Annotated in this window: 15 protein-coding genes, 1 rRNA gene, 14 pseudogenes and 14 other annotated features (1 of these 44 running past the window's edge); of the genes and pseudogenes, 12 read left to right on the forward strand and 18 right to left on the reverse strand. The window is 54.9% G+C overall.

Translation table 11 applies throughout. The annotated features are described in order from the left end of the window. Window positions 1-877: a sequence feature (most likely nonfunctional fraction of RNA operon), on the forward strand; it begins 257 nt to the left of the window's first position. Beyond that, complete coding sequence (locus E6C55_RS33440) at window positions 871-1176, reverse strand: IS110 family transposase (RefSeq protein WP_230986978.1); 306 nt, start codon at window positions 1174-1176, stop codon at window positions 871-873. (Overlaps the previous feature by 7 nt.) Before the next feature lie 47 nt (window positions 1177-1223). Between E6C55_RS33440 and E6C55_RS33445 the strand changes: the two are divergent. Next, window positions 1224-1445 (forward strand): annotated as a pseudogene (locus E6C55_RS33445) (transposase); the annotation flags it as partial. A 53-nt stretch (window positions 1446-1498) separates the two neighbouring features. Next, window positions 1499-2012, reverse strand: a sequence feature (most likely nonfunctional fraction of RNA operon). Between the two features lie 199 nt (window positions 2013-2211). Here E6C55_RS33445 and E6C55_RS34375 read toward each other — a convergent pair. From E6C55_RS34375 to E6C55_RS35630, 5 genes and pseudogenes are all read right to left on the reverse strand, one after another. After that, window positions 2212-2439 (reverse strand): annotated as a pseudogene (locus tag E6C55_RS34375) (transposase); the annotation flags it as partial. 282 nt (window positions 2440-2721) lie between these two features. Next, window positions 2722-3015, reverse strand: a sequence feature (23S ribosomal RNA rRNA prediction is too short). 156 nt (window positions 3016-3171) lie between these two features. After that, window positions 3172-3492, reverse strand: a complete 321-nt coding sequence (locus E6C55_RS34100; protein ID WP_168736022.1) for a hypothetical protein — start codon at window positions 3490-3492, stop codon at window positions 3172-3174. Between the two features lie 33 nt (window positions 3493-3525). Continuing rightward, a pseudogene (locus E6C55_RS35550) lies at window positions 3526-3774 on the reverse strand (phage integrase N-terminal SAM-like domain-containing protein); the annotation flags it as partial. A 222-nt stretch (window positions 3775-3996) separates the two neighbouring features. Then, window positions 3997-4245 (reverse strand): annotated as a pseudogene (locus E6C55_RS35000) (IS5/IS1182 family transposase); the annotation flags it as partial. A gap of 699 nt (window positions 4246-4944) precedes the next feature. Next, window positions 4945-5244, reverse strand: a pseudogene (locus tag E6C55_RS35630) (transposase); the annotation flags it as partial. 101 nt (window positions 5245-5345) lie between these two features. Then, window positions 5346-5442: a sequence feature (16S ribosomal RNA rRNA prediction is too short), on the reverse strand. Window positions 5443-5542: 100 nt separating this feature from the next. Here E6C55_RS35630 and E6C55_RS33470 point away from each other — a divergent pair. Then, window positions 5543-5851, forward strand: a complete 309-nt coding sequence (locus E6C55_RS33470; RefSeq protein WP_230986981.1) for a helix-turn-helix domain-containing protein — start codon at window positions 5543-5545, stop codon at window positions 5849-5851. Here the strand turns inward: E6C55_RS33470 and E6C55_RS33475 are convergent. Both E6C55_RS33475 and E6C55_RS35635 read right to left on the reverse strand, forming a co-directional pair. Further along, a pseudogene (locus tag E6C55_RS33475) lies at window positions 5815-6021 on the reverse strand (transposase zinc-binding domain-containing protein); the annotation flags it as partial. The gene E6C55_RS33470 and the pseudogene E6C55_RS33475 overlap by 37 nt on opposite strands. A 142-nt stretch (window positions 6022-6163) precedes the next feature. Beyond that, window positions 6164-9699: a sequence feature (mutual gap in cmsearch alignment for this rRNA model is longer than 100), on the reverse strand. Then, window positions 6524-6794, reverse strand: a pseudogene (locus E6C55_RS35635) (transposase); the annotation flags it as partial. It overlaps the preceding feature by 271 nt. Next, window positions 6898-7063 (forward strand) — a sequence feature (23S ribosomal RNA rRNA prediction is too short). Here E6C55_RS35635 and rrf point away from each other — a divergent pair. Continuing rightward, window positions 9251-9358 (forward strand): 5S ribosomal RNA (gene rrf, locus E6C55_RS35640). Before the next feature lie 663 nt (window positions 9700-10362). Then, window positions 10363-10459: a sequence feature (16S ribosomal RNA rRNA prediction is too short), on the forward strand. A gap of 291 nt (window positions 10460-10750) precedes the next feature. Next, window positions 10751-12764 (reverse strand) — a sequence feature (mutual gap in cmsearch alignment for this rRNA model is longer than 100). Here the strand turns inward: rrf and E6C55_RS35565 are convergent. After that, entirely contained in the window at window positions 10893-11141 is a 249-nt protein-coding gene (locus E6C55_RS35565) for a phage integrase N-terminal SAM-like domain-containing protein (protein ID WP_211093712.1), read from the reverse strand. (Overlaps the previous feature by 249 nt.) Between E6C55_RS35565 and E6C55_RS35645 the strand changes: the two genes are divergently transcribed. Further along, complete coding sequence (locus tag E6C55_RS35645; RefSeq protein WP_230986979.1) at window positions 11130-11474, forward strand: hypothetical protein; 345 nt, start codon at window positions 11130-11132, stop codon at window positions 11472-11474. The genes E6C55_RS35565 and E6C55_RS35645 overlap by 12 nt on opposite strands. Here E6C55_RS35645 and E6C55_RS35575 read toward each other — a convergent pair. From E6C55_RS35575 to E6C55_RS33500, 3 genes are all read right to left on the reverse strand, one after another. Beyond that, window positions 11371-11619, reverse strand: a complete 249-nt coding sequence (locus E6C55_RS35575) for a helix-turn-helix domain-containing protein (RefSeq protein WP_407923783.1) — start codon at window positions 11617-11619, stop codon at window positions 11371-11373. The genes E6C55_RS35645 and E6C55_RS35575 overlap by 104 nt on opposite strands. Further along, window positions 12081-12299 carry a hypothetical protein gene (locus E6C55_RS33495; protein WP_136374136.1) on the reverse strand — a complete coding sequence of 73 codons (219 nt, stop codon included), beginning with the start codon at window positions 12297-12299 and terminating at the stop codon, window positions 12081-12083. Beyond that, window positions 12730-12827 (forward strand) — a sequence feature (23S ribosomal RNA rRNA prediction is too short). A 154-nt stretch (window positions 12828-12981) precedes the next feature. After that, on the reverse strand, window positions 12982-13347 hold the full coding sequence (locus E6C55_RS33500) for a hypothetical protein (protein ID WP_136374137.1): 366 nt from the start codon (window positions 13345-13347) through the stop codon (window positions 12982-12984). 236 nt (window positions 13348-13583) lie between these two features. Between E6C55_RS33500 and E6C55_RS35145 the strand changes: the two are divergent. The 6 genes and pseudogenes from E6C55_RS35145 to E6C55_RS35590 all read left to right on the forward strand — a co-directional run. After that, window positions 13584-13664: pseudogene (locus E6C55_RS35145) on the forward strand (hypothetical protein); the annotation flags it as partial. Then, a complete protein-coding gene (locus E6C55_RS33505; protein ID WP_136374140.1) occupies window positions 13647-13808 on the forward strand; it encodes an InlB B-repeat-containing protein in 162 nt (53 codons plus the stop codon). The pseudogene E6C55_RS35145 and the gene E6C55_RS33505, both read left to right, overlap by 18 nt. Before the next feature lie 98 nt (window positions 13809-13906). Next, window positions 13907-15190: a sequence feature (mutual gap in cmsearch alignment for this rRNA model is longer than 100), on the reverse strand. Continuing rightward, on the forward strand, window positions 14698-15030 hold the full coding sequence (locus E6C55_RS35580; RefSeq protein ID WP_211093716.1) for an InlB B-repeat-containing protein: 333 nt from the start codon (window positions 14698-14700) through the stop codon (window positions 15028-15030). Its footprint overlaps the feature before it by 333 nt. A 65-nt stretch (window positions 15191-15255) precedes the next feature. Next, window positions 15256-15352: a sequence feature (23S ribosomal RNA rRNA prediction is too short), on the reverse strand. Window positions 15353-16114: 762 nt separating this feature from the next. Further along, window positions 16115-16345, forward strand: coding sequence for a phage integrase N-terminal SAM-like domain-containing protein (locus E6C55_RS35585; protein WP_407923784.1), 231 nt, complete (start codon window positions 16115-16117; stop codon window positions 16343-16345). Window positions 16346-16994: 649 nt separating this feature from the next. Next, window positions 16995-17165, forward strand: a pseudogene (locus tag E6C55_RS35650) (IS91 family transposase); the annotation flags it as partial. A 349-nt stretch (window positions 17166-17514) separates the two neighbouring features. Further along, window positions 17515-17826, forward strand: a pseudogene (locus E6C55_RS35590) (hypothetical protein); the annotation flags it as partial. A 2-nt stretch (window positions 17827-17828) separates the two neighbouring features. On the opposite strand, the pseudogene E6C55_RS34390 reads toward E6C55_RS35590, so the two are convergent. Then, window positions 17829-17990 (reverse strand): annotated as a pseudogene (locus tag E6C55_RS34390) (IS5/IS1182 family transposase); the annotation flags it as partial. A gap of 60 nt (window positions 17991-18050) precedes the next feature. Next, window positions 18051-18131, reverse strand: a pseudogene (locus E6C55_RS35655) (hypothetical protein); the annotation flags it as partial. 18 nt (window positions 18132-18149) lie between these two features. Beyond that, window positions 18150-18964 (reverse strand) — a sequence feature (23S ribosomal RNA rRNA prediction is too short). Between E6C55_RS35655 and E6C55_RS34405 the strand changes: the two are divergent. Then, window positions 18965-19114, forward strand: coding sequence for a transposase zinc-binding domain-containing protein (locus tag E6C55_RS34405; RefSeq protein ID WP_211093718.1), 150 nt, complete (start codon window positions 18965-18967; stop codon window positions 19112-19114). A 357-nt stretch (window positions 19115-19471) separates the two neighbouring features. Beyond that, window positions 19472-19654 (forward strand) — a sequence feature (16S ribosomal RNA rRNA prediction is too short). Between the two features lie 666 nt (window positions 19655-20320). Here the strand turns inward: E6C55_RS34405 and E6C55_RS34410 are convergent. From E6C55_RS34410 to E6C55_RS35665, 4 genes and pseudogenes are all read right to left on the reverse strand, one after another. Continuing rightward, window positions 20321-20536, reverse strand: a complete 216-nt coding sequence (locus E6C55_RS34410) for an OmpL47-type beta-barrel domain-containing protein (RefSeq protein WP_211093714.1) — start codon at window positions 20534-20536, stop codon at window positions 20321-20323. Between the two features lie 858 nt (window positions 20537-21394). After that, window positions 21395-21532, reverse strand: a pseudogene (locus E6C55_RS35660) (IS91 family transposase); the annotation flags it as partial. A 273-nt stretch (window positions 21533-21805) separates the two neighbouring features. After that, window positions 21806-21952 (reverse strand): hypothetical protein, encoded by a 147-nt coding sequence (locus tag E6C55_RS34105; protein WP_168736024.1) that lies wholly within the window; start codon window positions 21950-21952, stop codon window positions 21806-21808. Window positions 21953-22335: 383 nt separating this feature from the next. Next, window positions 22336-22464, reverse strand: a pseudogene (locus E6C55_RS35665) (transposase); the annotation flags it as partial. A 460-nt stretch (window positions 22465-22924) separates the two neighbouring features. Between E6C55_RS35665 and E6C55_RS35595 the strand changes: the two are divergent. Beyond that, complete coding sequence (locus tag E6C55_RS35595; protein WP_407923782.1) at window positions 22925-23140, forward strand: InlB B-repeat-containing protein; 216 nt, start codon at window positions 22925-22927, stop codon at window positions 23138-23140. Further along, window positions 23103-24538: a sequence feature (most likely nonfunctional fraction of RNA operon), on the forward strand. Its footprint overlaps the gene before it by 38 nt.

Below are 24538 nucleotides of genomic sequence, written 5' to 3' on the forward strand. Positions count from 1 at the left end.
GCCGTTTACTGGGGCTTCAATTCACAGCTTCGGGTCACCCCTAACCGCTCCTCTTAACCTTCCAGCACCGGGCAGGCGTCAGCCCGTATACTTCGCCTTACGGCTTCGCACAGACCTGTGTTTTTGCTAAACAGTCGCTTGGGCCTATTCACTGCGGCCCCCTCGGTATTGACGTGAGCTCGCAAGAGCTCGAAGTGTGCTTCATGAACGCCGACGGCGACAAGCTCGACTCGTTCACCGTCAAGAATAACCTCGGCGGCGCTTCCCATCTGCGCGACCGCATCGTTGCTGTCGCGGACAAGCTTGCCGTATCCGAGATTCACATCGGGCTCGAAGCCACCTCGGTTTACAGTTGGCACCCGGCCATGTATCTGCATCAGGATGCTGAGCTGCAAGCGCGCAAGGCCAAGGTATTCACTTGTGAGTTCGGGCCTCCAGTGCGTGTTACCGCACCTTCACCCTGCACAGGGGTAGATCACCCGGTTTCGGGTCTACGCCTACGTACTGATGCGCCCTATTCAGACTCGCTTTCGCTGCGGCTCCGTCTTACCGACTTAACCTCGCACGTAAACGTAACTCGCCGGTTCATTCTACAAAAGGCACGCCATCACCCCTAGATTGGGCTCTGACTTCTTGTAAGCGCACGGTTTCAGGTTCTATTTCACTCCGCTCCCGCGACAACCAGGATGTTGGCTTAGAAGCAGCCACCATTTAAAGAGTGCGTAATAGCTCACTGGTCGAGTGACTCTGCGCCGAAAATGTAACGGGGCTAAACACACCACCGAAGCTATGGCATGACACTTAGGTGTCTTGGGTAGGGGAGCGTTGAATGCGGGTTGAAGTCAGACCGGAAGGACTGGTGGACTGCATTCAAGTGAGAATGCCGGTATGAGTAACGAAAAGACAAGTGAGAATCTTGTCCGCCGAAAGCCGCAAGGCTTCGTATTGGATGATTTCTTTCATCTCATGGGGCAGTCGTCCAAATCGCAGATGGTCTGCAATCACCCAGGCATCCACGCGGTCGTTCTTGGGAAGAGCCTCGTAGCCCTTCTTGAAACGCGCCACCTTCCTTGCATTCAAGACGTAAATCTGAGACTGGACGCGGGGTTCATAGCCCTGCAGCTCGGTCTTCAGATAATGGGCCAGGTGCCAGCCGAGATTGGAGGTGGCCTCCATCCCGATGCGAATCCGAGCATCTCAACCAAGGAAGATTTCAAGTCGAAATGGCCAGTACGGATATGTTAGTTCCTGAAGATCACTTGCTCCGGCTAATCGATATGCATATCGACTTCTCCTTTATTACGGAGAAAACGAAGCCCTTCTACACGAGTACGACGGGCCGTCCCCCCATTCCGCCGATTCGTCTCTTCAAGATGATGTTAATCGGCTATTTGTACGGCATCCGTTCGGAGCGACAACTGGAGATCGAAATCAACCTTAATGTCGATGTGGACTCTTGGGGGAGATAAGCCTGTTATCCCCAGGGTAGCTTTTATCCGTTGAGCGATGGCCCTTCCATTCGGTACCACCGGATCACTAAGCCCGAGTTTCCTCCCTGCTCGACTTGTAAGTCTCGCAGTCAAGCTCCCTTATGCCTTTGCACTCTTCGAATGATTTCCAACCATTCTGAGGGAACCTTTGGGCGCCTCCGTTACGCTTTAGGAGGCGACCGCCCCAGTCAAACTGTCCGCCTGACACGTCGATGTGGACTCTTGGGGGAGATAAGCCTGTTATCCCCAGGGTAGCTTTTATCCGTTGAGCGATGGCCCTTCCATTCGGTACCACCGGATCACTAAGCCCGAGTTTCCTCCCTGCTCGACTTGTTGGTCTCGCAGTCAAGCTCCCTTATGCCTTTGCACTCTTCGAATGATTTCCAACCATTCTGAGGGAACCTTTGGGCGCCTCCGTTACGCTTTAGGAGGCGACCGCCCCAGTCAAACTGTCCGCCTGACTGATGATGCCGAACTTATGATCGACCGTCCGGTGCTCGAGAAAGTGGAAGCCTTCGGGTTTGCCGATCCGCTTCATAAAGCCGCTTTCCGGGTCGGTAACGCTCGTTTTACGTGTCTTCTCTTCCCTCTCTTTTGCCGGAGGCAACGGCTTTTTGCCGTGCAAGGCTCGATCTTCATCGATGGCCTTTTCCAGTTCCGTCAGATAGGCCTGCGGGGTCTCGTTGACAACCTGCATGGTGTACCGGTTGTTGTTCGGCAATCGGACCGAGTTGGCAGCTTCAACCAGGTAGTAGCGCAGGAATCGGTTGCCGGATTGGATACGGGTGGTGTTCTCCGCTTCAAAAGCGCCGGACTGGTGCCTGCGCCAGGTGAGCCCCGCATATTTGGCGACGGCGGCCTGATCCTTGAAGCGCTCGATATCGCCCAGCTCGCCAAGGAGCCCGGCGGCGTAGACCTTGCCGATGCCCGGCACCGACAGCAGGCACTGGGCGCCCTGGATGCCATCGAGAAAGACAACCAGGATGTTGGCTTAGAAGCAGCCACCATTTAAAGAGTGCGTAATAGCTCACTGGTCGAGTGACTCTGCGCCGAAAATGTAACGGGGCTAAACACACCACCGAAGCTATGGCATGACACTATGTGTCTTGGGTAGGGGAGCGTTGAATGCGGGTTGAAGTCAGACCGGAAGGACTGGTGGACTGCATTCAAGTGAGAATGCCGGTATGAGTAACGAAAAGACAAGTGAGAATCTTGTCCGCCGAAAGCGAGACAGCGCCCAAGTCGTTACGCCATTCGTGCGGGTCAGAATTTACCTGACAAGGAATTTCGCTACCTTAGGACCGTTATAGTTACGGCCGCCGTTTACTGGGGCTTCAATTCACAGCTTCGGGTTGCCCCTAACCGCTCCTCTTAACCTTCCAGCACCGGGCAGGCGTCAGCCCGTATACTTCGCCTTACGGCTTCGCACAGACCTGTGTTTTTGCTAAACAGTCGCTTGGGCCTATTCACTGCGGCCCCCTCGGATCGGCAAACCCGAAGGCTTCCACTTTCTCGAGCACCGGACGGTCGATCATAAGTTCGGCATCATCACCGATGCCTACATTACACCCGGCAACGTTAACGAGCCGGTTGTCTACATCGAGCGGCTGCAACGTCAAATCAATACGTTCGGGTTGACCGACCTCGAAGCGGTCGCACTGGACTCGGGTTACTTAACGCCCTATGTTTGCAAGAAGACGATCGAGATGAACCTCTTCGCCGCGATTGCGGACCGGATCCGGTCCGCAATCGCGGCGAAGAGGTTCATCTCGATCGTCTTCTTGCAAACATAGGGCGTTAAGTAACCCGAGTCCAGTGCGACCGCTTCGAGGTCGGTCAACCCGAACGTATTGATTTGACGTTGTAGCCGCTCGATGTAGACAACCGGCTCGTTAACGTTGCCGGGTGTAATGTAGGCATCGGTGATGATGCCGAACTTATGATCGACCGTCCGGTGCTCGAGAAAGTGGAAGCCTTCGGGTTTGCCGATCCGATTCTTCATCCGGGGCACTTGGAGGTAGTTAAGAGGCCGATCCAGGGTGACCGCAAACAGAAAGCGAATCGCAGCGCTATGGAGATTGATCGTTTTCGTCGCAAACTTCTTCTCTTGAATCAAATATAGTAAAAAGTGGCGAATATCGTTCCCTCCGAGTTGTTCGACAGGACGATGGCAATACGCTAGAAAGGCACGTGCACACCGCATGTAACTTTGCTGAGTGTGTAGCGCAAACCCTCGGAGCAGAAGATCGCTCCCGCGTAAAACTCTTGCGCTGACTTCTCCGATTCAGCCATTTCTCCATCAGCTTCGTCGTCTCCGTTTGATAGGCCTTCATCCTGTCGTAGTTGTCCGTTATTCCGTAGTACCGGTAATGTCCCAACAGTTTTGACCGGATCGCCTTCAGAAACTCCTCTTGCCTTAGATGCCGATTCGTCCGGATCCATTGCTTCATCTTCTTGACCTTCTGTCTGAATTTCTTCCCGCTCGTTTCCCGTTTCACTCGGTCGTCTTCTTGCAAACATAGGGCGTTAAGTAACCCGAGTCCAGTGCGACCGCTTCGAGGTCGGTCAACCCGAACGTATTGATTTGACGTTGCAGCCGCTCGATGTAGACAACCGGCTCGTTAACGTTGCCGGGTGTAATGTAGGCATCGGTGATGATGCCGAACTTATGATCGACCGTCCGGTGCTCGAGAAAGTGGAAGCCTTCGGGTTTGCCGATCCGCTTCATAAAGCCGCTTTCCGGGTCGGTAACGCTCGCCCTGAAGACAATCGTCGTCACTTCTCCCGACCAGGACGTTCCCGGCACAATGTTCATCTTCTTCCTGAAAATAATTTTCCCCGGCTGGTACGTCACTTCGAGGTTCGAGCCCGGGATCGTTCCGGCTGCCATGACATCCGCTTGCGGCGTGAAGTCGTACAGATCCGCGACCTCCATCCGGCTCGGATCGTACGTCACGACGAATTCAAGCTCGCTGAAGTCCTGCACGTTGCTCGCCAGTATCGACAGGCTGAGTTTTGACCGGATCGCCTTCAGAAACTCCTCTTGCCTTAGATGCCGATTCGTCCGGATCCATTGCTTCATCTTCTTGACCTTCTGTCTGAATTTCTTCCCGCTCGTTTCCCGTTTCACTCGGTAAGCTCCTTTTTGGCTTTTCGAGCAGTAATGCGTGAATCCCAGAAAATCAAAGGTTCTCGGCTTCCCTTTCCCTTCTCTTCTGCTTCGCTCCTCCGCATACCGGCCAAACTCGATGATTTTCGTCTTCTCTTCCGCAAGGAGCCAGCCGTCGAAGGTGGGGTAGATGATTGGGGTGAAGTCGTAACAAGGTAGCCGTATCGGAAGGTGCGGCTGGATCACCTCCTTTCTAAGGAGCCCTTCGGGGCCATACGAAGCAGTGCATTCATTACGCTCGAGTTCAGTTTTGAAGGGGCAAGCGACTTCGGTCGATTGCATTCTTCACACACCTTGTACCTTGACAACTGGATACGAAACGATTAGCGCAATGTAGAATGGATCTTCTGCCTGGCAGCAGGCAAAGTCTTGGCCCAGTATCTGCTGCAAGAGCTCGAGCGTCGTACGTTTCGGTTGCGGAAGTGCCGGTACAGGTGTGCGTGTGAGCTTCTTGCAAAGCTTCAATCGAGTCGCTTTGCCCCGTGGACTCAGGAAGCCGTAATGCCGAATTCGTGTGAATCCTGGAGGCAGGACGTGAATCAGGAAACGGCGAATAAACTCATCCGCAGTAACGGTCATCTCTTTTGGCTTATTGTCGTCCTTGTAATGGTGTGACGGGCGGTGTGTACAAGACCCGGGAACGTATTCACCGCGGCATGCTGATCCGCGATTACTAGCAATTCCGACTTCATGCAGGCGAGTTGCAGCCTGCAATCCGAACTGAGACCGGCTTTTGAGGATTTGCTCCAGATCGCTCTTTCGCTGCCCGTTGTACCGGCCATTGTAGTACGTGTGTAGCCCAGGTCATAAGGGGCATGATGATTTGACGTCATCCCCGCCTTCCTCCGGTTTGTCACCGGCAGACGGGTTGTCCGCTCTCGATATGGGGCATTCTCCCGGCGGACCCAAAAAACTGACCGAGCAGCAGGAACAAGAGATTGCTGAAACGGTTGTTCATAAGAAGCCAGTCGATGTTGGCATTGAGGCCCGGCATACATGGACGCTTGGTATTTTGGTGTCATGGATCGAGCAACGCTTTCAACAATCCTTCACAGAAAAGGGGGTGTCGAAACTACTTAAACGGCTTGGATTCAGTTACACCAAAGCGACTTATACGCGTGCGCCCAAATACTTCTTGTCAGCCGCCAGCTCGGTTAGCGTTTCTGCGGCAGCCTTGAACAACAAATCGTAAAGGATTTGCGGGTTGTGGCAGGCAATCGGGTTTAACAAATCCGGCAAGGTAAAAACGACATGGAAGTAACCGACGTTCAGCAAGTCCGCTTTTCTGGCTTCAATCCAGCGCTCTTTATTGACGGTCTGGCATTTCGGACAATGGCGGTTGCGGCAGGAATTGTAGGAGATACGCGTGAAGTTTATGAGCAATGGGGGGACGCAGGAGGGCAAGAACGCGAGCGGATGGAAGTGCTCGTCCAAGCAGTAAGAGGGGTGTGTAGGCAAATCCGCACACTGTAACCTCAAGCTGTGATGGGGAGGGAAAATAACAGTACCGAAGGTTCCGTGCTCACGCTGCCGAGAAAAGCCTCTAGCCAGGTGATGGTGCCCGTACCGCAAACCGACACAGGTAGGCGAGAAGAGAATTCTAAGGCGCGCGGAAGAACTCTCGTTAAGTCGATGTGGACTCTTGGGGGAGATAAGCCTGTTATCCCCAGGGTAGCTTTTATCCGTTGAGCGATGGCCCTTCCATTCGGTACCACCGGATCACTAAGCCCGAGTTTCCTCCCTGCTCGACTTGTAGGTCTCGCAGTCAAGCTCCCTTATGCCTTTGCACTCTTCGAATGATTTCCAACCATTCTGAGGGAACCTTTGGGCGCCTCCGTTACGCTTTAGGAGGCGACCGCCCCAGTCAAACTGTCCGCCTGACGATTACCTTTTGAGGGTAACGATTAACTTGTTTGATGAAATCAGTGACATGCTTGCGAATGTGATAGAACTTGCTGAAGAAGACATTGTTGACGACGTCATGCTTGAGCCACTTCCAAAGCCCTTCTTTCGGGACTGTACTTCGGCAGAAAAACGAGCGTCAAACGTTTCTCCTGTTGGAGAAATGGCTGAAGCCGCTTTGCATGATGGATGCGAGCGTTATCGAGTACCATGACGATCTTGCCTTCCGGGTACGCACTGGAGGCCCGAACTCACAAGCGTTGAAAAGCTTGGGGATGACGTGGGGGTAGGGGAGAAATTCCAATCGAACTCGGAGATAGCTGGTTCTCCCCGAAATAGCTTTAGGGCTAGCCTCGAGGTGGAGCATCATGGAGGTAGAGCACTGATTGGGTGCGGGGCCCGCCAAGGGTTACCAAGTCCAGTCAAACTCCGAATGCCATGCATGTATACTCGGGAGTCAGACAGCGAGTGCTAAGATCCGTTGTCAAGCTTTCGGCGGACAAGATTCTCACTTGTCTTTTCGTTACTCATACCGGCATTCTCACTTGAATGCAGTCCACCAGTCCTTCCGGTCTGACTTCAACCCGCATTCAACGCTCCCCTACCCAAGACACAAAGTGTCATGCCATAGCTTCGGTGGTGTGTTTAGCCCCGTTACATTTTCGGCGCAGAGTCACTCGACCAGTGAGCTATTACGCACTCTTTAAATGGTGGCTGCTTCTAAGCCAACATCCTGGTTGTCTTGACAACGGATCTTAGCACTCGCTGTCTGACTCCCGAGTATACATGCATGGCATTCGGAGTTTGACTGGACTTGGTAACCCTTGGCGGGCCCCGCACCCAATCAGTGCTCTACCTCCATGATGCTTCACCTCGAGGCTAGCCCTAAAGCTATTTCGGGGAGAACCAGCTATCTCCGAGTTCGATTGGAATTTCTCCCCTACCCCCACGTCATCCCCAAGCTTTTCAACGCTTGTGAGTTCGGGCCTCCAGTGGCACCAGCTGGCGCGGTCGGCATTTTGGTGAGTCGGCGAGTCGGTGAGTTGATTTCCACATTATGGTGACAAGAAAGGCGCTATCCCCCTTCTTAACACTTATGCCTCTTCTCCCCTTGGATCAGGACCTCCGCTTGCCGATCATGCCCTTGGGTCTTAGGACAGCCCACCTCCTTATCCTGAACGAAAGGGAGAAGAGACCTAATGCCGCCAGAGGGAATAGACGCATGGGGGGCGATACCGGGCGGGATGGTCCCCTACCCCCACGTCATCCCCAAGCTTTTCAACGCTTGTGAGTTCGGGCCTCCAGTGCGTGTTACCGCACCTTCACCCTGCACAGGGGTAGATCACCCGGTTTCGGGTCTACGCCTACGTACTGAAGCGCCCTATTCAGACTCGCTTTCGCTGCGGCTCCGTCTCTCCGACTTAACCTCGCACGTAAACGTAACTCGCCGGTTCATTCTACAAAAGGCACGCCATCACCCCTAGATCGGGCTCTGACTTCTCGGGTGGTCCATTCCTGCCGACGTTGTTCTTTCCTTGACATGAGGCAACCTCCTGCTCGATCTGAAGTAGCCTCATCTTCTCATGTACGGACAGCACTTAGAAGGTGTGCATGGTTTGACGCTTACGGCGGAAGGATGCAGCCTGGCGGAGATCGCGGAAGTGAGCGAGGTCTACGCAGGCGGCGGGTACAGTCAGAAGACGATCCGACGCTGGCGACAAACGTGGAACCGACGACGGGATGCCCATGAAGAATTGAGCCTGAACATCTCAATTTTATCGGAATGGTCTTGGTGGTCAAACCCTCGTTCCCTCCACCCGCATAGCGGGTGGTTTTTTGTTTCGCGCGTTTCACGCACTCAACAGGCTAAAGCCTATAATCATAACCACCCGTCCAACGGGTGGTTTGCTCTTGGGGTATAACCCCTTGTTGCCAAACTGCGCCTAAAGACGCCAGCCTGACAACAAGGTTGTTCAGGCTCAGGGTAATTTGTCACCTTCACGTGAGGCCCTCGAGCCATTTATGCCGTGGTCCGAGCAGCTTCCGGCAGAATGCCGGATGCCCCAATCCAAGTAAAAGCTTAGTCGAATCTCGCTCCCATCGCCAGGTGGGGGCTATTTGACGCTTACCTTCCGCCGCAGCACGGAGGGTCGCTTCCTTTACGTCCACGGCGCTTTGGTGGTGGGGTTCCACAAACGCCGGTAGTAGACTCATGGTCTTGCGGCAGTCCGGACACAGAAAGCGGTGAACCGGCAGAGTCGAGCCTCCCCCGCGGAACAAACTGCATAAATGCGAACCAGCCGCTTCAGTGGGGAGGGGGGAGGTGTACCTACATTCTTTTTAAACCTTACATTCCCGGGACGCACGCCTCCCCGCGGGCGCACTCCTTCCGCTTTTGCGGCTTGCGAGGAGGGAGCGTACCGATTTGATTCCCCATAGCGTAGCAACGTGCGTAGCCCACCGCGGTTTCGTCCAAACGAATTATCTAAAGTCGTAGCTCCTGCTCCGCAAGGAGCCAGCCGTCGAAGGTGGGGTAGATGATTGGGGTGAAGTCGTAACAAGGTAGCCGTATCGGAAGGTGCGGCTGGATCACCTCCTTTCTAAGGAGCCCTTCGGGGCAATATGAAGCAGTACATTCATTACGCTCGAGTTCAGTTTTGAAGGTGCAAGCCTTCAGCGATAAAACCGGTTTGGTGATGATGGCAGAGGGGTTCCACGCGTACCCATCTCGAACACGACCGTTAAGCCCTCTTTTCACCTTTCCCTCACGGTACTGCTTCGCTATCGGTCGCCAGGGAGTATTTAGCCTTGGCAGATGGTCCTGCCGGATTCCCACGGGGTTTCACGTGTCCCGCGGTACTCGGGATCCGTCTCGGAGGGAGCAGGCTTTCGGCTACAGGGCTTTTACCTTCTATGCCGGGCCTTTCCAGACCTCTTCGCCTAGTCTGCTCCTTTATCACTCCATGTGAGACGTCCCACAACCCCAGGGAGCAAGTTTTCACCTTTCCCTCACGGTACTGCTTCGCTATCGGTCGCCAGGGAGTATTTAGCCTTGGCAGATGGTCCTGCCGGATTCCCACGGGGTTTCACGTGTCCCGCGGTACTCGGGATCCGTCTCGGAGAGAGCAGACTTTCGGCTACAGGGCTTTTACCTTCTATGCCGGGCCTTTCCAGACCTCTTCGCCTAACCTGCTCTTTTCTTACTCCATGTGAGACGTCCCACAACCCCAGGGAGCAAGCTTGCTCCCTGGGGTTGTGGGACGTCTCACATGGAGTAAGAAAAGAGCAGGTTAGGCGAAGAGGTCTGGAAAGGCCCGGCATAGAAGGTAAAAGCCCTGTAGCCGAAAGTCTGCTCTCTCCGAGACGAATCCCGAGTACCGCGGGACACGTGAAACCCCGTGGGAATCCGGCAGGACCATCTGCCAAGGCTAAATACTCCCTGGCGACCGATAGCGAAGCAGTACCGTGAGGGAAAGGTGAAAAGTGAGTTCGGGCCTCCAGTGCGTGTTACCGCACCTTCACCCTGCACAGGGGTAGATCACCCGGTTTCGGGTCTACGCCTACGTACTAAAGCGCCCTATTCAGACTCGCTTTCGCTGCGGCTCCGTCTTACCGACTTAACCTCGCACGTAAACGTAACTCGCCGGTTCATTCTACAAAAGGCACGCCATCACCCCTAGATCGGGCTCTGACTTCTTGTAAGCGCACGGTTTCAGGTTCTCTGCCGGTGACAAACCGGAGGAAGGCGGGGATGACGTCAAATCATCATGCCCCTTATGACCTGGGCTACACACGTACTACAATGGCCGGTACAACGGGCAGCGAAAGAGCGATCTGGAGCAAATCCTAAAAAGCCGGTCTCAGTTCGGATTGCAGGCTGCAACTCGCCTGCATGAAGTCGGAATTGCTAGTAATCGCGGATCAGCATGCCGCGGTGAATACGTTCCCGGGTCTTCAACTGGAGCGGCGATTGGCGCGTGGAGGGACCGAGATGAGTCGCCATTACTCAAGTGCGGGCGTTCGTGCAGGCATGGTGGGTGCAGATGAGTAACCACGACTCAACTGGAGCGGCGATTGGCGCGCGGAGGGACCGAGATGAGTCGCCATTACTCAAGTGCGGGCGTTCGTGCAGGCATGGTGGGTGCAGATGAGTAACCACGGGTCAACTGGAGCGGCGATTGGCGCTCTTAGGATAAGCCCTCGACCGATTAGTACTCGTCAGCTCCACACGTTGCCGCGCTTCCACCCCGAGCCTATCTACCTGGTGTTCTTCCAGGGGTCTTACCTACTGGGAAATCTCATCTTGAGGCGGGCTTCGCGCTTAGATGCTTTCAGCGCTTATCCCTCCCGCACTTGGCTACCCAGCTATGCTCCTGGCGGAACAACTGGTACACCAGCGGTGCGTCCATCCCGAGTAAAAAGTGGCGAATATCGTTCCCTCCGAGTTGTTCGACAGGACGATGGCAATACGCTAGAAAGGCACGTGCACACCGCATGTAACTTTGCTGAGTGTGTAGCGCAAACCCTCGGAGCAGAAGATCTTCTTGCAGTTTGGATACAATTTGTTCATGATGGGACATAGGGACATCTCCTTCAACTGGATTCGCAGTGGGCTGCTATCTAGTTTAAGAGATGTCCTTTTCGGGACTGTACTTCGGCAGAAAAACGAGCGTCAAACGTTTCTCCTGTTGGAGAAATGGCTGAAGCCGCTTTGCATGATGGATGCGAGCGTTATCGAGTACCATGACGATCTTGCCTTCCGGGTACGCCTCGAGTATTTGTTCGAGAAATTGCCGGAACGCAGCGGTATCACATTCTTCGACTTCTCGATGAGTGACGCGCCCAGTTTCGTAATCGATGGAAATGGTCGATTTGTCCCTCCACTATCTGCTCTTTCAGCTTGGGGAGCGTGATTTCACGAAATGCTTTTTGCTCGACCGGGTTGGCGTGTGCAAGCGTATAAGTCGCTTTGGTGTAACTGAATCCAAGCCGTTTAAGTAGTTTCGACACCCCCTTTTCTGTGAAGGATTGTTGAAAGCGTTGCTCGATCCATGACACCAAAATACCAAGCGTCCATGTATGTTCCCTCTGGCGGCATTAGGTCTCTTCTCCCTTTCGTTCAGGATAAGGAGGTGGGCTGTCCTAAGACCCAAGGGCATGATCGGCAAGCGGAGGTTCCTGATCCAAGGGGAGAAGAGGCATAAGTGTTAAGAAGGGGGATAGCGCCTTTCTTGTCACCATAATGTGGAAATCAACTCACCGACTCGCCGACTCACCAAAATGCCGACCGCGCCAGCTGGTGCAGTTCAGTTTTGAAGGGGCAAGCGACTTCGGTCGATTGCATTCTTCACACACCTTGTACCTTGACAACTGGATACGAAACGATTAGCGCAATTTAGAATGGATCTTCTGCCTTAGTGGTTTGCATCCCGACAACGACTCTAACGAGCCGTTGCGGGTTCCTGACAATCTCTCTCGCCTTTGGCGATAGCGATTGCAGGTGGTTGACAACCTCCCTACTAGAGCATCCCGAACGATAACGTATACGGGTCTGGGCCGAACTCCGCGGAATCCTTCCCATACACAACGATGTAGTATGCCGTATTGGCCTTTACATTGAACGGCATGACATCCTCTTCGCCGACTCCGTCCTCGGAATCCGCCAACCAGTTCGACCAACTGGCCGTTTCGAACACTTCTACGTTGTAGTCTTTTCCCGTCGGCGATGTCAGGTTCACCGGTGAGTTCGGGCCTCCAGTGCGTGTTACCGCACCTTCACCCTGCACAGGGGTAGATCACCCGGTTTCGGGTCTACGCCTACGTACTGATGCGCCCTATTCAGACTCGCTTTCGCTGCGGCTCCGTCTCTCCGACTTAACCTCGCACGTAAACGTAACTCGCCGGTTCATTCTACAAAAGGCACGCCATCACCCTTAAGAATCGGGCTCTGACTTCTCTGCGGCTCCGTCTCTCCGACTTAACCTCGCACGTAAACGTAACTCGCCGGTTCATTCTACAAAAGGCACGCCATCACCCTTAAGAATCGGGCTCTGACTTCTTGTAAGCGCACGGTTTCAGGTTCTATTTCACTCCGCTCCCGCGGTGCTTTTCACCTTTCCCTCACGGTACTGCTTCGCTATCGGTCGCCAGGGAGTATTTAGCCTTGGCATGCCAAGGCTAAATACTCCCTGGCGACCGATAGCGAAGCAGTACCGTGAGGGAAAGGTGAAAAGCACCGCGGGAGCGGAGTGAAACAGAACCTGAAACCGTGCGCTTACAAGAAGTCAGAGCCCGATTCTTAAGGGTGATGGCGTGCCTTTTGTAGAATGAACCGGCGAGTTACGTTTACGTGCGAGGTTAAGTCGGAGAGACGGAGCCGCAGTCCCCGCCGCATCTGTCGAACGGGCATGTACTGTCCCGTTATCCGTTACCTCCACCGGCTCCGTATACAATTGCCATGCGCCGGCGCCAACCTTGTACTCCCGCACGGACGCATCCTCCGGGTAGACAATCGTTACCGTCACGTTCCCGCTCGTCGGCGCGGTCGGGTCGGCCGTCAGCGTCGCGGCAGTCGGCGCCTCCCGGTCGATGTTTCTCGATTCGCCCGATGCCGCTCGCGCTGCCGCCGATCCGGCCGGACAGCCCGCGCCGGGCGAGGATCGCCCCTTCCACGCGGCTGCCGACCGTCGACACTTCCTTGGCCACCGTGGCCGCTCTTCGGTCCATTCGTTCGACATCTTGCCCGATCTCCGTCAATCGCGACAGCTCCGCTTGAATGCGGGACATGCGACAGCCTCCCTTCTCGGCAACGTGTGGAGCTGACGAGTACTAATCGGTCGAGGGCTTATCCTAAGAGCAGACGCAAGGCAGGAAGAAGATGCTGAATACACGCTAACTCGTTTCGTATCCGGTTATCAAGGCGCAAGCTTTGAACAAATCGCTACGGCTGCACCGCACGACTTCGTCATGCTGCCTGCAACCTAGCGTGCCGACGACTTCGTCGCGGCGCGTTTGAGGGCTGGTATGTCGATCCGGCGGATGAGACGGGCGAGTGGGACTTCGACGCCGCTCCGGTAGTCGAGGACATGACGTTGTACGCGCACTGGACGTTGAACAGCTACACGGTGACGTTCGACCCGAACGGAGGCAGCTTCTCGGGAAGCGAGGTCACCGTCGAACACGGGCAGACGGTAGCCGAGCCGACGGAGCCAATCCTGATCCAAGGGGAGAAGAGGCATAAGTGTTAAGAAGGGGGATAGCGCCTTTCTTGTCACCATAATGTGGAAATCAACTCACCGACTCGCCGACTCACCAAAATGCCGACCGCGCCAGCTGGTGCTAGACGGTGGCGAGACTTTTCTGTCTAAATCCGGTACAGACCGCCATTAGCGAGACTTAATTTTCGTATTAAATTAACGAGAGTTCTTCCGCGCGCCTTAGAATTCTCTTCTCGCCTACCTGTGTCGGTTTGCGGTACGGGCACCATCACCTGGCTAGAGGCTTTTCTCGGCAGCGTGAGCACGGAACCTTCGGTACTGTGATTTTCCCTCCCCATCACAGCTTGAGGTTACAGTGTGCGGATTTGCCTACACACCCCTCTTACTGCTTGGACCTTTCGGCTACAGGGCTTTTACCTTCTATGCCGGGCCTTTCCAGACCTCTTCGCCTAACCTGCTCTTTTCTTACTCCATGTGAGACGTCCCACAACCCCAGGGAGCAAGCTCCCTGGTTTGGGCTAATCCGCTTTCGCTCGCCGCTACTGACGGAATCACTGTTGTTTTCTCTTCCTCAGGGTACTTAGATGTTTCAGTTGGTCCTGCCGGATTCCCACGGGGTTTCACGTGTCCCGCGGTACTCGGGATTCGTCTCGGAGGGAGCAGGCTTTCGGCTACAGGGCTTTTACCTTCTATGCCGGGCCTTTCCAGACCTCTTCGCCTAACCTGCTCTTTTCTTACTCCATGTGAGACGTCCCACAACCCCAGGGAGCAAGCTCCCTGGTTTGGGCTAATCCCCGCCGCATCTGTCGAACGGGCATGTACTGTCCCGTTATCCGTTACCTCCACCGGCTCCGTATACAATTGCCATGCGCCGGCGCCAACCTTGTACTCCCGCACGGACGCATCCTCCGGGTAGACGATCGTTACCGTCACGTTCCCGTTCGTCGGCGCGGTCGGGTCAGCCGTCAGCGTCGCGGCAGACGGCGCCGGAGGCAGCTTCTCGGGAAGCGAGGTCACCGTCGAACATGGCCAGACGATAGCCGAGCCAACAGAGCCAACGCGAGTCGGGTACGCGTTTGAGGGCTGGTATGTCGATCCGGCGGATGAGACGGGCGAGTGGGACTTCGACGCCGCTCCGGTAGTCGAGGACATGACGTTGTACGCGCACTGGACGTTGAACAGCTCCGACTTAACCTCGCACGTAAACGTAACTCGCCGGTTCATTCTACAAAAGGCACGCCATCACCCCTAGATCGGGCTCTGACTTCTTGTAAGCGCACGGTTTCAGGTTCTGTTTCACTCCGCTCCCGCGGTGCTTTTCACCTTTCCCTCACGGTACTGCTTCGCTATCGGTCGCCAGGGAGTATTTAGCCTTGGCACCGACTTAACCTCGCACGTAAACGTAACTCGCCGGTTCATTCTACAAAAGGCACGCCATCACCCCTAGATCGGGCTCTGACTTCTTGTAAGCGCACGGTTTCAGGTTCTATTTCACTCCGCTCCCGCGGTGCTTTTCACCTTTCCCTCACGGTACTGCTTCGCTATCGGTCGCCAGGGAGTATTTAGCCTTGGCACAGCAACGTACGAGGCGACGAAAAACGCATTTTCCAGTATGCTGGAGGAATACGGGCAAGCGGACACGAACCGGAAAGCCGAGATGATAGGATTCGGGACGGAGAAGCTGCTGGAGCTGCTGATTCCTCTGGGCGCAGGGGCCAAGACCGCAACGGCGGCCGAGAAGGCGGAGTCGGCGGCGGTTAAAGCCGACAGAGCGACCGAGCATAGGTTGAGTAACTTAGCAGGTGGAAACCCTGCTTGGAAAAGGCGAAGCCACGCCACCAATAGCGAGTCTTGGAGCGAAGCTGGCAACAGAGTCGTTTAAGCGTAGACAGCCAGGATGCAGGCCTGAGTGATTGAGCCTCGAAATAACATGAAACGGGAAGGTCGACGAGGTTGGTCTTGGGTAGGGGAGCGTTGAATGCGGGTTGAAGTCAGACCGGAAGGACTGGTGGACTGCATTCAAGTGAGAATGCCGGTATGAGTAACGAAAAGACAAGTGAGAATCTTGTCCGCCGAAAGCCTAAGGGTTCCTGAGGAAGGTTCGTCCGCTCAGGGTAAGTCGGGACCTAAGGCGAGGCCGAAAGGCGTCAACGTCAAATCAATACGTTCGGGTTGACCGACCTCGAAGCGGTCGCACTGGACTCGGGTTACTTAACGCCCTATGTTTGCAAGAAGACGATCGAGATGAACCTCTTCGCCGCGATTGCGGACCGGAAGTCGCCAAGCCGGGAAGGCCATATCCCGAAAGCTGAATTTACGTATGATCCGCAAATCTTCTGCTCCGAGGGTTTGCGCTACACACTCAGCAAAGGTACATGCGGTGTGCACGTGCCTTTCTAGCGTATTGCCATCGTCCTGTCGAACAACTCGGAGGGAACGATATTCGCCACTTTTTACTGTATTTGATTCAAGAGAAGAAGTTTGCGACGAAAACGATCAATCTCCATAGCGTCACCTGGCTAGAGGCTTTTCTCGGCAGCGTGAGCACGGAACCTTCGGTACTGTGATTTTCCCTCCCCATCACAGCTTGAGGTTACAGTGTGCGGATTTGCCTACACACCCCTCTTACTGCTTGGACAGACTATTCCATCAGTCTGCGTTCTTGCCCTCCTGCGTCCCCCCATTGCTCATATTTTCCCTCCCCATCACAGCTTGAGGTTACAGTGTGCGGATTTGCCTACACACCCCTCTTACTGCTTGGACGAGCACTTCCATCCGCTCGCGTTCTTGCCCTCCTGCGTCCCCCCATTGCTCATAACGGCTTACGGTGGTACAGGAATTTCAACCTGTTGTCCTTCGACTACGCCAAAGCTTGCGCCTTGATAACCGGATACGAAACGAGTTAGCGTGTATTCAGCATCTTCTTCCTGCCTTGCGTCTGCTCTTAGGATAAGCCCTCGACCGATTAGTACTCGTCAGCTCCACACGTTGCCGCGCTTCCACCCCGAGCCTATCTACCTGGTGTTCTTCCAGGGGTCTTACAGCGAAGTGATAAAGAAATGGCAGCTCCCGAAGCCAAGAATCTACGTCGATATCTACAAATAACCATTCTGTGAAAGATGCGTCGAAGAGCCGTATGCGGGAATTCCGCACGTACGGATCTGTGAGGGGGACGGGCACAATCCTCGAAAGGAGAGGCCCTACCTACTCGACCATTTTACCTTGCCGGATTTGTTAAACCCGATTGCCTGCCACAACCCGCAAATCCTTTACGATTTGTTGTTCAAGGCTGCCGCAGAAACGCTAACCGAGCTGGCGGCTGACAAGAAGTATTTGGGCGCACAGATTGGCTTTACCTCGATCCTCCATACCTGGGGACAAAATCTATCGGGCTCTGACTTCTTGTAAGCGCACGGTTTCAGGTTCTGTTTCACTCCGCTCCCGCGGTGCTTTTCACCTTTCCCTCGCGGTACTGCTTCGCTATCGGTCGCCAGGGAGTATTTAGCCTTGGCAGATGGTCCTGCCGGATTCCCACGGGGTTTCACGTGTCCCGCGTCCCCTACCCCCACGTCATCCCCAAGCTTTTCAACGCTTGTGAGTTCGGGCCTCCAGTGCGTGTTACCGCACCTTCACCCTGCACAGGGGTAGATCACCCGGTTTCGGGTCTACGCCTACGTACTGATGCGCCCTATTCAGACTCGCTTTCGCTGCGGCTCCGTCTCGGGAGTACAAGGTTGGCGCCGGCGCATGGCAATTGTATACGGAGCCGGTGGAGGTAACGGATAACGGGACAGTACATGCCCGTTCGACAGATGCGGCGGGGAACGAGTCGGAGGAGAGCAGCTACGCCGTGAGCAACATCGACCGGGAGGCGCCGACTGCCGCGACACACCCCTCTTACTGCTTGGACGAGCACTTCCATCCGCTCGCGTTCTTGCCCTCCTGCGTCCCCCCATTGCTCATAACGGCTTACGGTGGTACAGGAATTTCAACCTGTTGTCCTTCGACTACGCCTTTCGGCCTCGCCTTAGGTCCCGACTTACCCTGAGCGAGCCGCTCGATGTAGACAACCGGCTCGTTAACGTTGCCGGGTGTAATGTAGGCATCGGTGATGATGCCGAACTTATGATCGACCGTCCGGTGCTCGAGAAAGTGGAAGCCTTCGGGTTTGCCGATCCGCTTCATAAAGCCGCTTTCCGGGTCGGTAACGCTCGTGAGCCACTTCCAAAGCCCTTCTACCGGATTTAGTTCGGGACTGTACTTCGGCAGAAAAACGAGCGTCAAACGTTTCTCCTGTTGGAGAAATGGCTGAAGCCGCTTTGCATGATGGATGCGAGCGTTATCGAGTACCATGACGATCTTGCCTTCCGGGTACGCGTATAAGTCGCTTTGGTGTAACTGAATCCAAGCCGTTTAAGTAGTTTCGACACCCCCTTTTCTGTGAAGGATTGTTGAAAGCGTTGCTCGATCCATGACACCAAAATACCAAGCGTCCATGTATGTCGGGCCTCAATGCCAACATCGACTGGCTTCTTACCCGAAGTTACGGGGTCATTTTGCCGAGTTCCTTAACGAGAGTTCTTCCGCGCGCCTTAGAATTCTCTTCTCGCCTACCTGTGTCGGTTTGCGGTACGGGCACCATCACCTGGCTAGAGGCTTTTCTTGGCAGCGTGAGCACGGAACCTTCGGTACTTCTGCCGTGGTACCGAAGAATTGGAGCTCGGCTTGCTTGAGATAGGCCAGGAACTTGCCTCTGAACTTTCTGGAGAGCACCTTCACCGGGATAAAGAACTTCTTCTTGGAAGGGACCCACTTGTTGGCCGCATTTATTCCTCCCCCGGGAACGACAAAGCGCCCTATTCAGACTCGCTTTCGCTGCGGCTCCGTCTCTCCGACTTAACCTCGCACGTAAACGTAACTCGCCGGTTCATTCTACAAAAGGCACGCCATCACCCCTAGATCGGGCTCTGACTTCTTGTAAGCGCACGGTTTCAGGTTCTGCGCCCTATTCAGACTCGCTTTCGCTGCGGCTCCGTCTCTCCGACTTAACCTCGCACGTAAACGTAACTCGCCGGTTCATTCTACAAAAGGCACGCCATCACCCTTAAGAATCGGGCTCTGACTTCTTGTAAGCGCACGGTTTCAGGTTCTATCTCGATGCCTGTGATGCCTGTGACTTCACGCGTATCTCCTACAATTCCTGCCGCAACCGCCATTGTCCGAAATGCCAGACCGTCAATAAAGAGCGCTGGATTGAAGCCAGAAAAGCGGACTTGCTGAACGTCGGTTACTTCCATGTCGTTCTTCTTCCTGCCTTGCGTCTGCTCTTAGGATAAGCCCTCGACCGATTAGTACTCGTCAGCTCCACACGTTGCCGCGCTTCCACCCCGAGCCTATCTACCTGGTGTTCTTCCAGGGGTCTTACCTACTGGGAAATCTCATCTTGAGGCGGCGGGTCTACGCCTACGTACTAAAGCGCCCTATTCAGACTCGCTTTCGCTGCGGCTCCGTCTCTCCGACTTAACCTCGCACGTAAACGTAACTCGCCGGTTCATTCTACAAAAGGCACGCCATCACCCTTAAGAATCGGGCTCTGACTTCTGCGCTATCGTGCCATTCGGTTCGTACGTGTCCCTCATAAGCATCCCGAACGATAACGTATACGGGTCTGGGCCGAACTCCGCGGAATCCTTCCCATACACAACGATGTAGTATGCCGTATTGGCCTTCACATTGAACGGCATGACATCCTGAGCGATCTGGAGCAAATCCTAAAAAGCCGGTCTCAGTTCGGATTGCAGGCTGCAACTCGCCTGCATGAAGTCGGAATTGCTAGTAATCGCGGATCAGCATGCCGCGGTGAATACGTTCCCGGGTCTTGTACACACCGCCCGTCACACCTCGGCTACTTCCACGTCGTCTTTACCTTGCCGGATTTGTTAAACCCGATTGCCTGCCACAACCCGCAAATCCTTTACGATTTGTTGTTCAAGGCTGCCGCAGAAACGCTAACCGAGCTGGCGGCTGACAAGAAGTATTTGGGCGCACCGTCTCGGAGAGAGCAGACTTTCGGCTACAGGGCTTTTACCTTCTATGCCGGGCCTTTCCAGACCTCTTCGCCTAACCTGCTCTTTTCTTACTCCATGTGAGACGTCCCACAACCCCAGGGAGCAAGCTCCCTGGTTTGGGCTAAGCGGGAGCGGAGTGAAACAGAACCTGAAACCGTGCGCTTACAAGAAGTCAGAGCCCGATCTAGGGGTGATGGCGTGCCTTTTGTAGAATGAACCGGCGAGTTACGTTTACGTGCGAGGTTAAGTCGGAGAGACGGAGCCGCAGCGGCGGGAGCGGAGTGAAACAGAACCTGAAACCGTGCGCTTACAAGAAGTCAGAGCCCGATCTAGGGGTGATGGCGTGCCTTTTGTAGAATGAACCGGCGAGTTACGTTTACGTGCGAGGTTAAGTCGGTAAGACGGAGCCGCAGCGGCGGGAGCGGAGTGAAATAGAACCTGAAACCGTGCGCTTACAAGAAGTCAGAGCCCGATCTAGGGGTGATGGCGTGCCTTTTGTAGAATGAACCGGCGAGTTACGTTTACGTGCGAGGTTAAGTCGGTAAGACGGAGCCGCAGCGCGTAGCTGCTCTCCTCCGACTCGTTCCCCGCCGCATCTGTCGAACGGGCATGTACTGTCCCGTTATCCGTTACCTCCACCGGCTCCGTATACAATTGCCATGCGCCGGCGCCAACCTTGTACTCCCGCACGGACGCATCCTCCGGGCGGGAGCGGAGTGAAATAGAACCTGAAACCGTGCGCTTACAAGAAGTCAGAGCCCGATCTAGGGGTGATGGCGTGCCTTTTGTAGAATGAACCGGCGAGTTACGTTTACGTGCGAGGTTAAGTCGGAGAGACGGAGCCGCAGCGTACGCCTACGTACTAAAGCGCCCTATTCAGACTCGCTTTCGCTGCGGCTCCGTCTCTCCGACTTAACCTCGCACGTAAACGTAACTCGCCGGTTCATTCTACAAAAGGCACGCCATCACCCCTAGATCGGGCTCTGACTTCTTCGGGATTTCCTCACGGAAACCCTGCCGTCGAAAGTCCCTTTATGGAGAGTTTGATCCTGGCTCAGGACGAACGCTGGCGGCGTGTCTAATACATGCAAGTCGAGCGGAGTTATTCCTTCGGGGATGGCTTAGCGGCGGACACTGCTTCGTATGGCCCCGAAGGGCTCCTTAGAAAGGAGGTGATCCAGCCGCACCTTCCGATACGGCTACCTTGTTAAGACTTCACCCCAATCATCTACCCCACCTTCGACGGCTGGCTCCATGCGGTTACCCCACCGGCTGAATGTACTACTCATATTGCCCCGAAGGGCTCCTTAGAAAGGAGGTGATCCAGCCGCACCTTCCGATACGGCTACCTTGTTACGACTTCACCCCAATCATCTACCCCACCTTCGACGGCTGGCTCCTTGCGGTTACCCTCCCGCGGTGCTTTTCACCTTTCCCTCACGGTACTGCTTCGCTATCGGTCGCCAGGGAGTATTTAGCCTTGGCAGATGGTCCTGCCGGATTCCCACGGGGTTTCACGTGTCCCGCGGTACTCGGGATCCGTCTCGGAGGATGGTGCATGAGATTTTGTCCCCAGGTATGGAGGATCGAGGTAAAGCCAATCTGTGCGCCCAAATACTTCTTGTCAGCCGCCAGCTCGGTTAGCGTTTCTGCGGCAGCCTTGAACAACAAATCGTAAAGGATTTGCGTCTTGGGTTGGTCTTGGGTTGGTCTTGGGTTGGTCTTGGGTTGGTCTTGGGTTGGTCTTGGGTTGGTCTTGGGTTGGTCTTGGGTTGGTCTTGGGTTGGTCTTGGGTTGGTCTTGGGTTGGTCTTGGGTTGGTCTTGGTTGCCATGCGCCGGCGCCAACCTTGTACTCCCGCACGGACGCATCCTCCGGGTAGACGATCGTTACCGTCACGTTCCCGTTCGTCGGCGCGGTCGGGTCAGCCGTCAGCGTCGCGGCAGACGGCGCCTCACGGTCACTCGTTCCCCGCCGCATCTGTCGAACGGGCATGTACTGTCCCGTTATCCGTTACCTCCACCGGCTCCGTATACAATTGCCATGCGCCGGCGCCAACCTTGTACTCCCGCACGGACGCATCCTCCGGGTAGACCGCCGGCGCCAACCTTGTACTCCCGCACGGACGCATCCTCCGGGTAGACGATCGTTACCGTCACGTTCCCGTTCGTCGGCGCGGTCGGGTCAGCCGTCAGCGTCGCGGCAGACGGCGCCTCACGGTCGATGTTTGCGAAGACAACCAGGATGTTGGCTTAGAAGCAGCCACCATTTAAAGAGTGCGTAATAGCTCACTGGTCGAGTGACTCTGCGCCGAAAATGTAACGGGGCTAAACACACCACCGAAGCTATGGCATGACACTTTGCAAGCAGGAGCTACGACTTTAGATAATTCGTTTGGACGAAACCGCGGTGGGCTACGCACGTTGCTACGCTATGGGGAATCAAATCGGTACGCTCCCTCCTCGCAAGCCGCAAAAGCGGAAGGAGTGCGCGCAGATCTGCCGTGGTACCGAAGAATTGGAGCTCGGCTTGCTTGAGATAGGCCAGGAACTTGCCTCTGAACTTTCTGGAGAGCACCTTCACCGGGATAAAGAACTTCTTCTTGGAAGGGACCCACTTGTTGGGGTTTAGCGAAGTGATAAAGAAATGGCAGCTCCCGAAGCCAAGAATCTACGTCGATATCTACAAATAACCATTCTGTGAAAGATGCGTCGAAGAGCCGTATGCGGGAATTCCGCACGTACGGATCTGTGAGGGCTCGCGTTCTTGCCCTCCTGCGTCCCCCCATTGCTCATAACGGCTTACGGTGGTACAGGAATTTCAACCTGTTGTCCTTCGACTACGCCTTTCGGCCTCGCCTTAGGTCCCGACTTACCCTGAGCGGACGTTGGGTAGGGGAGCGTTGAGTGCGGGTTGAAGTCGGACCGGAAGGACTGGTGGACTGCATTGAAGTGAGGATACCGGTATGAGAAAAGAAAAGAAAAGTGAGGATCTTGTCAGCCGAAAGCCTAAGCTAAGGTAGGTAAGACCCCTGGAAGAACACCAGGTAGATAGGCTCGGGGTGGAAGCGCGGCAACGTGTGGAGCTGACGAGTACTAATCGGTCGAGGGCTTATCCTAAGAGCAGACGCAAGGCAGGAAGAAGATGCTGCGAGTGGGACTTCGATGGGGACACCGTCAGCGGCGATATGACGTTGTACGCGCACTGGACGTTGAACAGCTACACGGTGACGTTCGACCCGAACGGAGGCAGCTTCTCGGGAAGCGAGGTCACCGTCGAAATCTGCCAAGGCTAAATACTCCCTGGCGACCGATAGCGAAGCAGTACCGTGAGGGAAAGGTGAAAAGCACCGCGGGAGCGGAGTGAAATAGAACCTGAAACCGTGCGCTTACAAGAAGTCAGAGCCCGATGTTGCGAAGACAACCAGGATGTTGGCTTAGAAGCAGCCACCATTTAAAGAGTGCGTAATAGCTCACTGGTCGAGTGACTCTGCGCCGAAAATGTAACGGGGCTAAACACACCACCGAAGCTATGGCATGTCTCCCCTACCCCCACGTCATCCCCAAGCTTTTCAACGCTTGTGAGTTCGGGCCTCCAGTGCGTGTTACCGCACCTTCACCCTGCACAGGGGTAGATCACCCGGTTTCGGGTCTACGCCTACGTACTGACCTTAACGAGAGTTCTTCCGCGCGCCTTAGAATTCTCTTCTCGCCTACCTGTGTCGGTTTGCGGTACGGGCACCATCACCTGGCTAGAGGCTTTTCTCGGCAGCGTGAGCACGGAACCTTCGGTACTGTAAGCATCATGGAGGTAGAGCACTGATTGGGTGCGGGGCCCGCCAAGGGTTACCAAGTCCAGTCAAACTCCGAATGCCATGCATGTATACTCGGGAGTCAGACAGCGAGTGCTAAGATCCGTTGTCAAGCGTCGATGTGGACTCTTGGGGGAGATAAGCCTGTTATCCCCAGGGTAGCTTTTATCCGTTGAGCGATGGCCCTTCCATTCGGTACCACCGGATCACTAAGCCCGAGTTTCCTCCCTGCTCGACTTGTATGGTGTGACGGGCGGTGTGTACAAGACCCGGGAACGTATTCACCGCGGCATGCTGATCCGCGATTACTAGCAATTCCGACTTCATGCAGGCGAGTTGCAGCCTGCAATCCGAACTGAGACCGGCTTTTTGTGTCTTGGGTAGGGGAGCGTTGAATGCGGGTTGAAGTCAGACCGGAAGGACTGGTGGACTGCATTCAAGTGAGAATGCCGGTATGAGTAACGAAAAGACAAGTGAGAATCTTGTCCGCCGAAAGCCTCGGGTGGTCCATTCCTGCCGACGTTGTTCTTTCCTTGACATGAGGCAACCTCCTGCTCGATCTGAAGTAGCCTCATCTTCTCATGTACGGACAGCACTTAGAAGGTGTGCATGGTTTGACGCTTACGAGACAACCAGGATGTTGGCTTAGAAGCAGCCACCATTTAAAGAGTGCGTAATAGCTCACTGGTCGAGTGACTCTGCGCCGAAAATGTAACGGGGCTAAACACACCACCGAAGCTATGGCATGACACTTTGCGAAGACAACCAGGATGTTGGCTTAGAAGCAGCCACCATTTAAAGAGTGCGTAATAGCTCACTGGTCGAGTGACTCTGCGCCGAAAATGTAACGGGGCTAAACACACCACCGAAGCTATGGCATGT

Source organism: Cohnella fermenti, from assembly GCF_004801405.1.
In the GTDB taxonomy this organism is placed as follows: Bacteria; Bacillota; Bacilli; order Paenibacillales; family Paenibacillaceae; genus Cohnella; species Cohnella fermenti.

Coding starts and splice junctions, on each gene's coding strand:
- E6C55_RS35645 (WP_230986979.1), top strand. CDS start 11,130: ATGATGGGACATAGGGACATCTCCTTCAACTGGATTCGCAGTGGGCTG.
- E6C55_RS33470 (WP_230986981.1), top strand. CDS start 5,543: ATGGGGCATTCTCCCGGCGGACCCAAAAAACTGACCGAGCAGCAGGAA.
- E6C55_RS33505 (WP_136374140.1), top strand. CDS start 13,647: ATGACGTTGTACGCGCACTGGACGTTGAACAGCTACACGGTGACGTTC.
- E6C55_RS33500 (WP_136374137.1), bottom strand. CDS start 13,347: ATGTCCCGCATTCAAGCGGAGCTGTCGCGATTGACGGAGATCGGGCAA.
- E6C55_RS33440 (WP_230986978.1), bottom strand. CDS start 1,176: ATGGAGGCCACCTCCAATCTCGGCTGGCACCTGGCCCATTATCTGAAG.
- E6C55_RS34100 (WP_168736022.1), bottom strand. CDS start 3,492: ATGAAGAATCGGATCGGCAAACCCGAAGGCTTCCACTTTCTCGAGCAC.
- E6C55_RS35565 (WP_211093712.1), bottom strand. CDS start 11,141: ATGTCCCATCATGAACAAATTGTATCCAAACTGCAAGAAGATCTTCTG.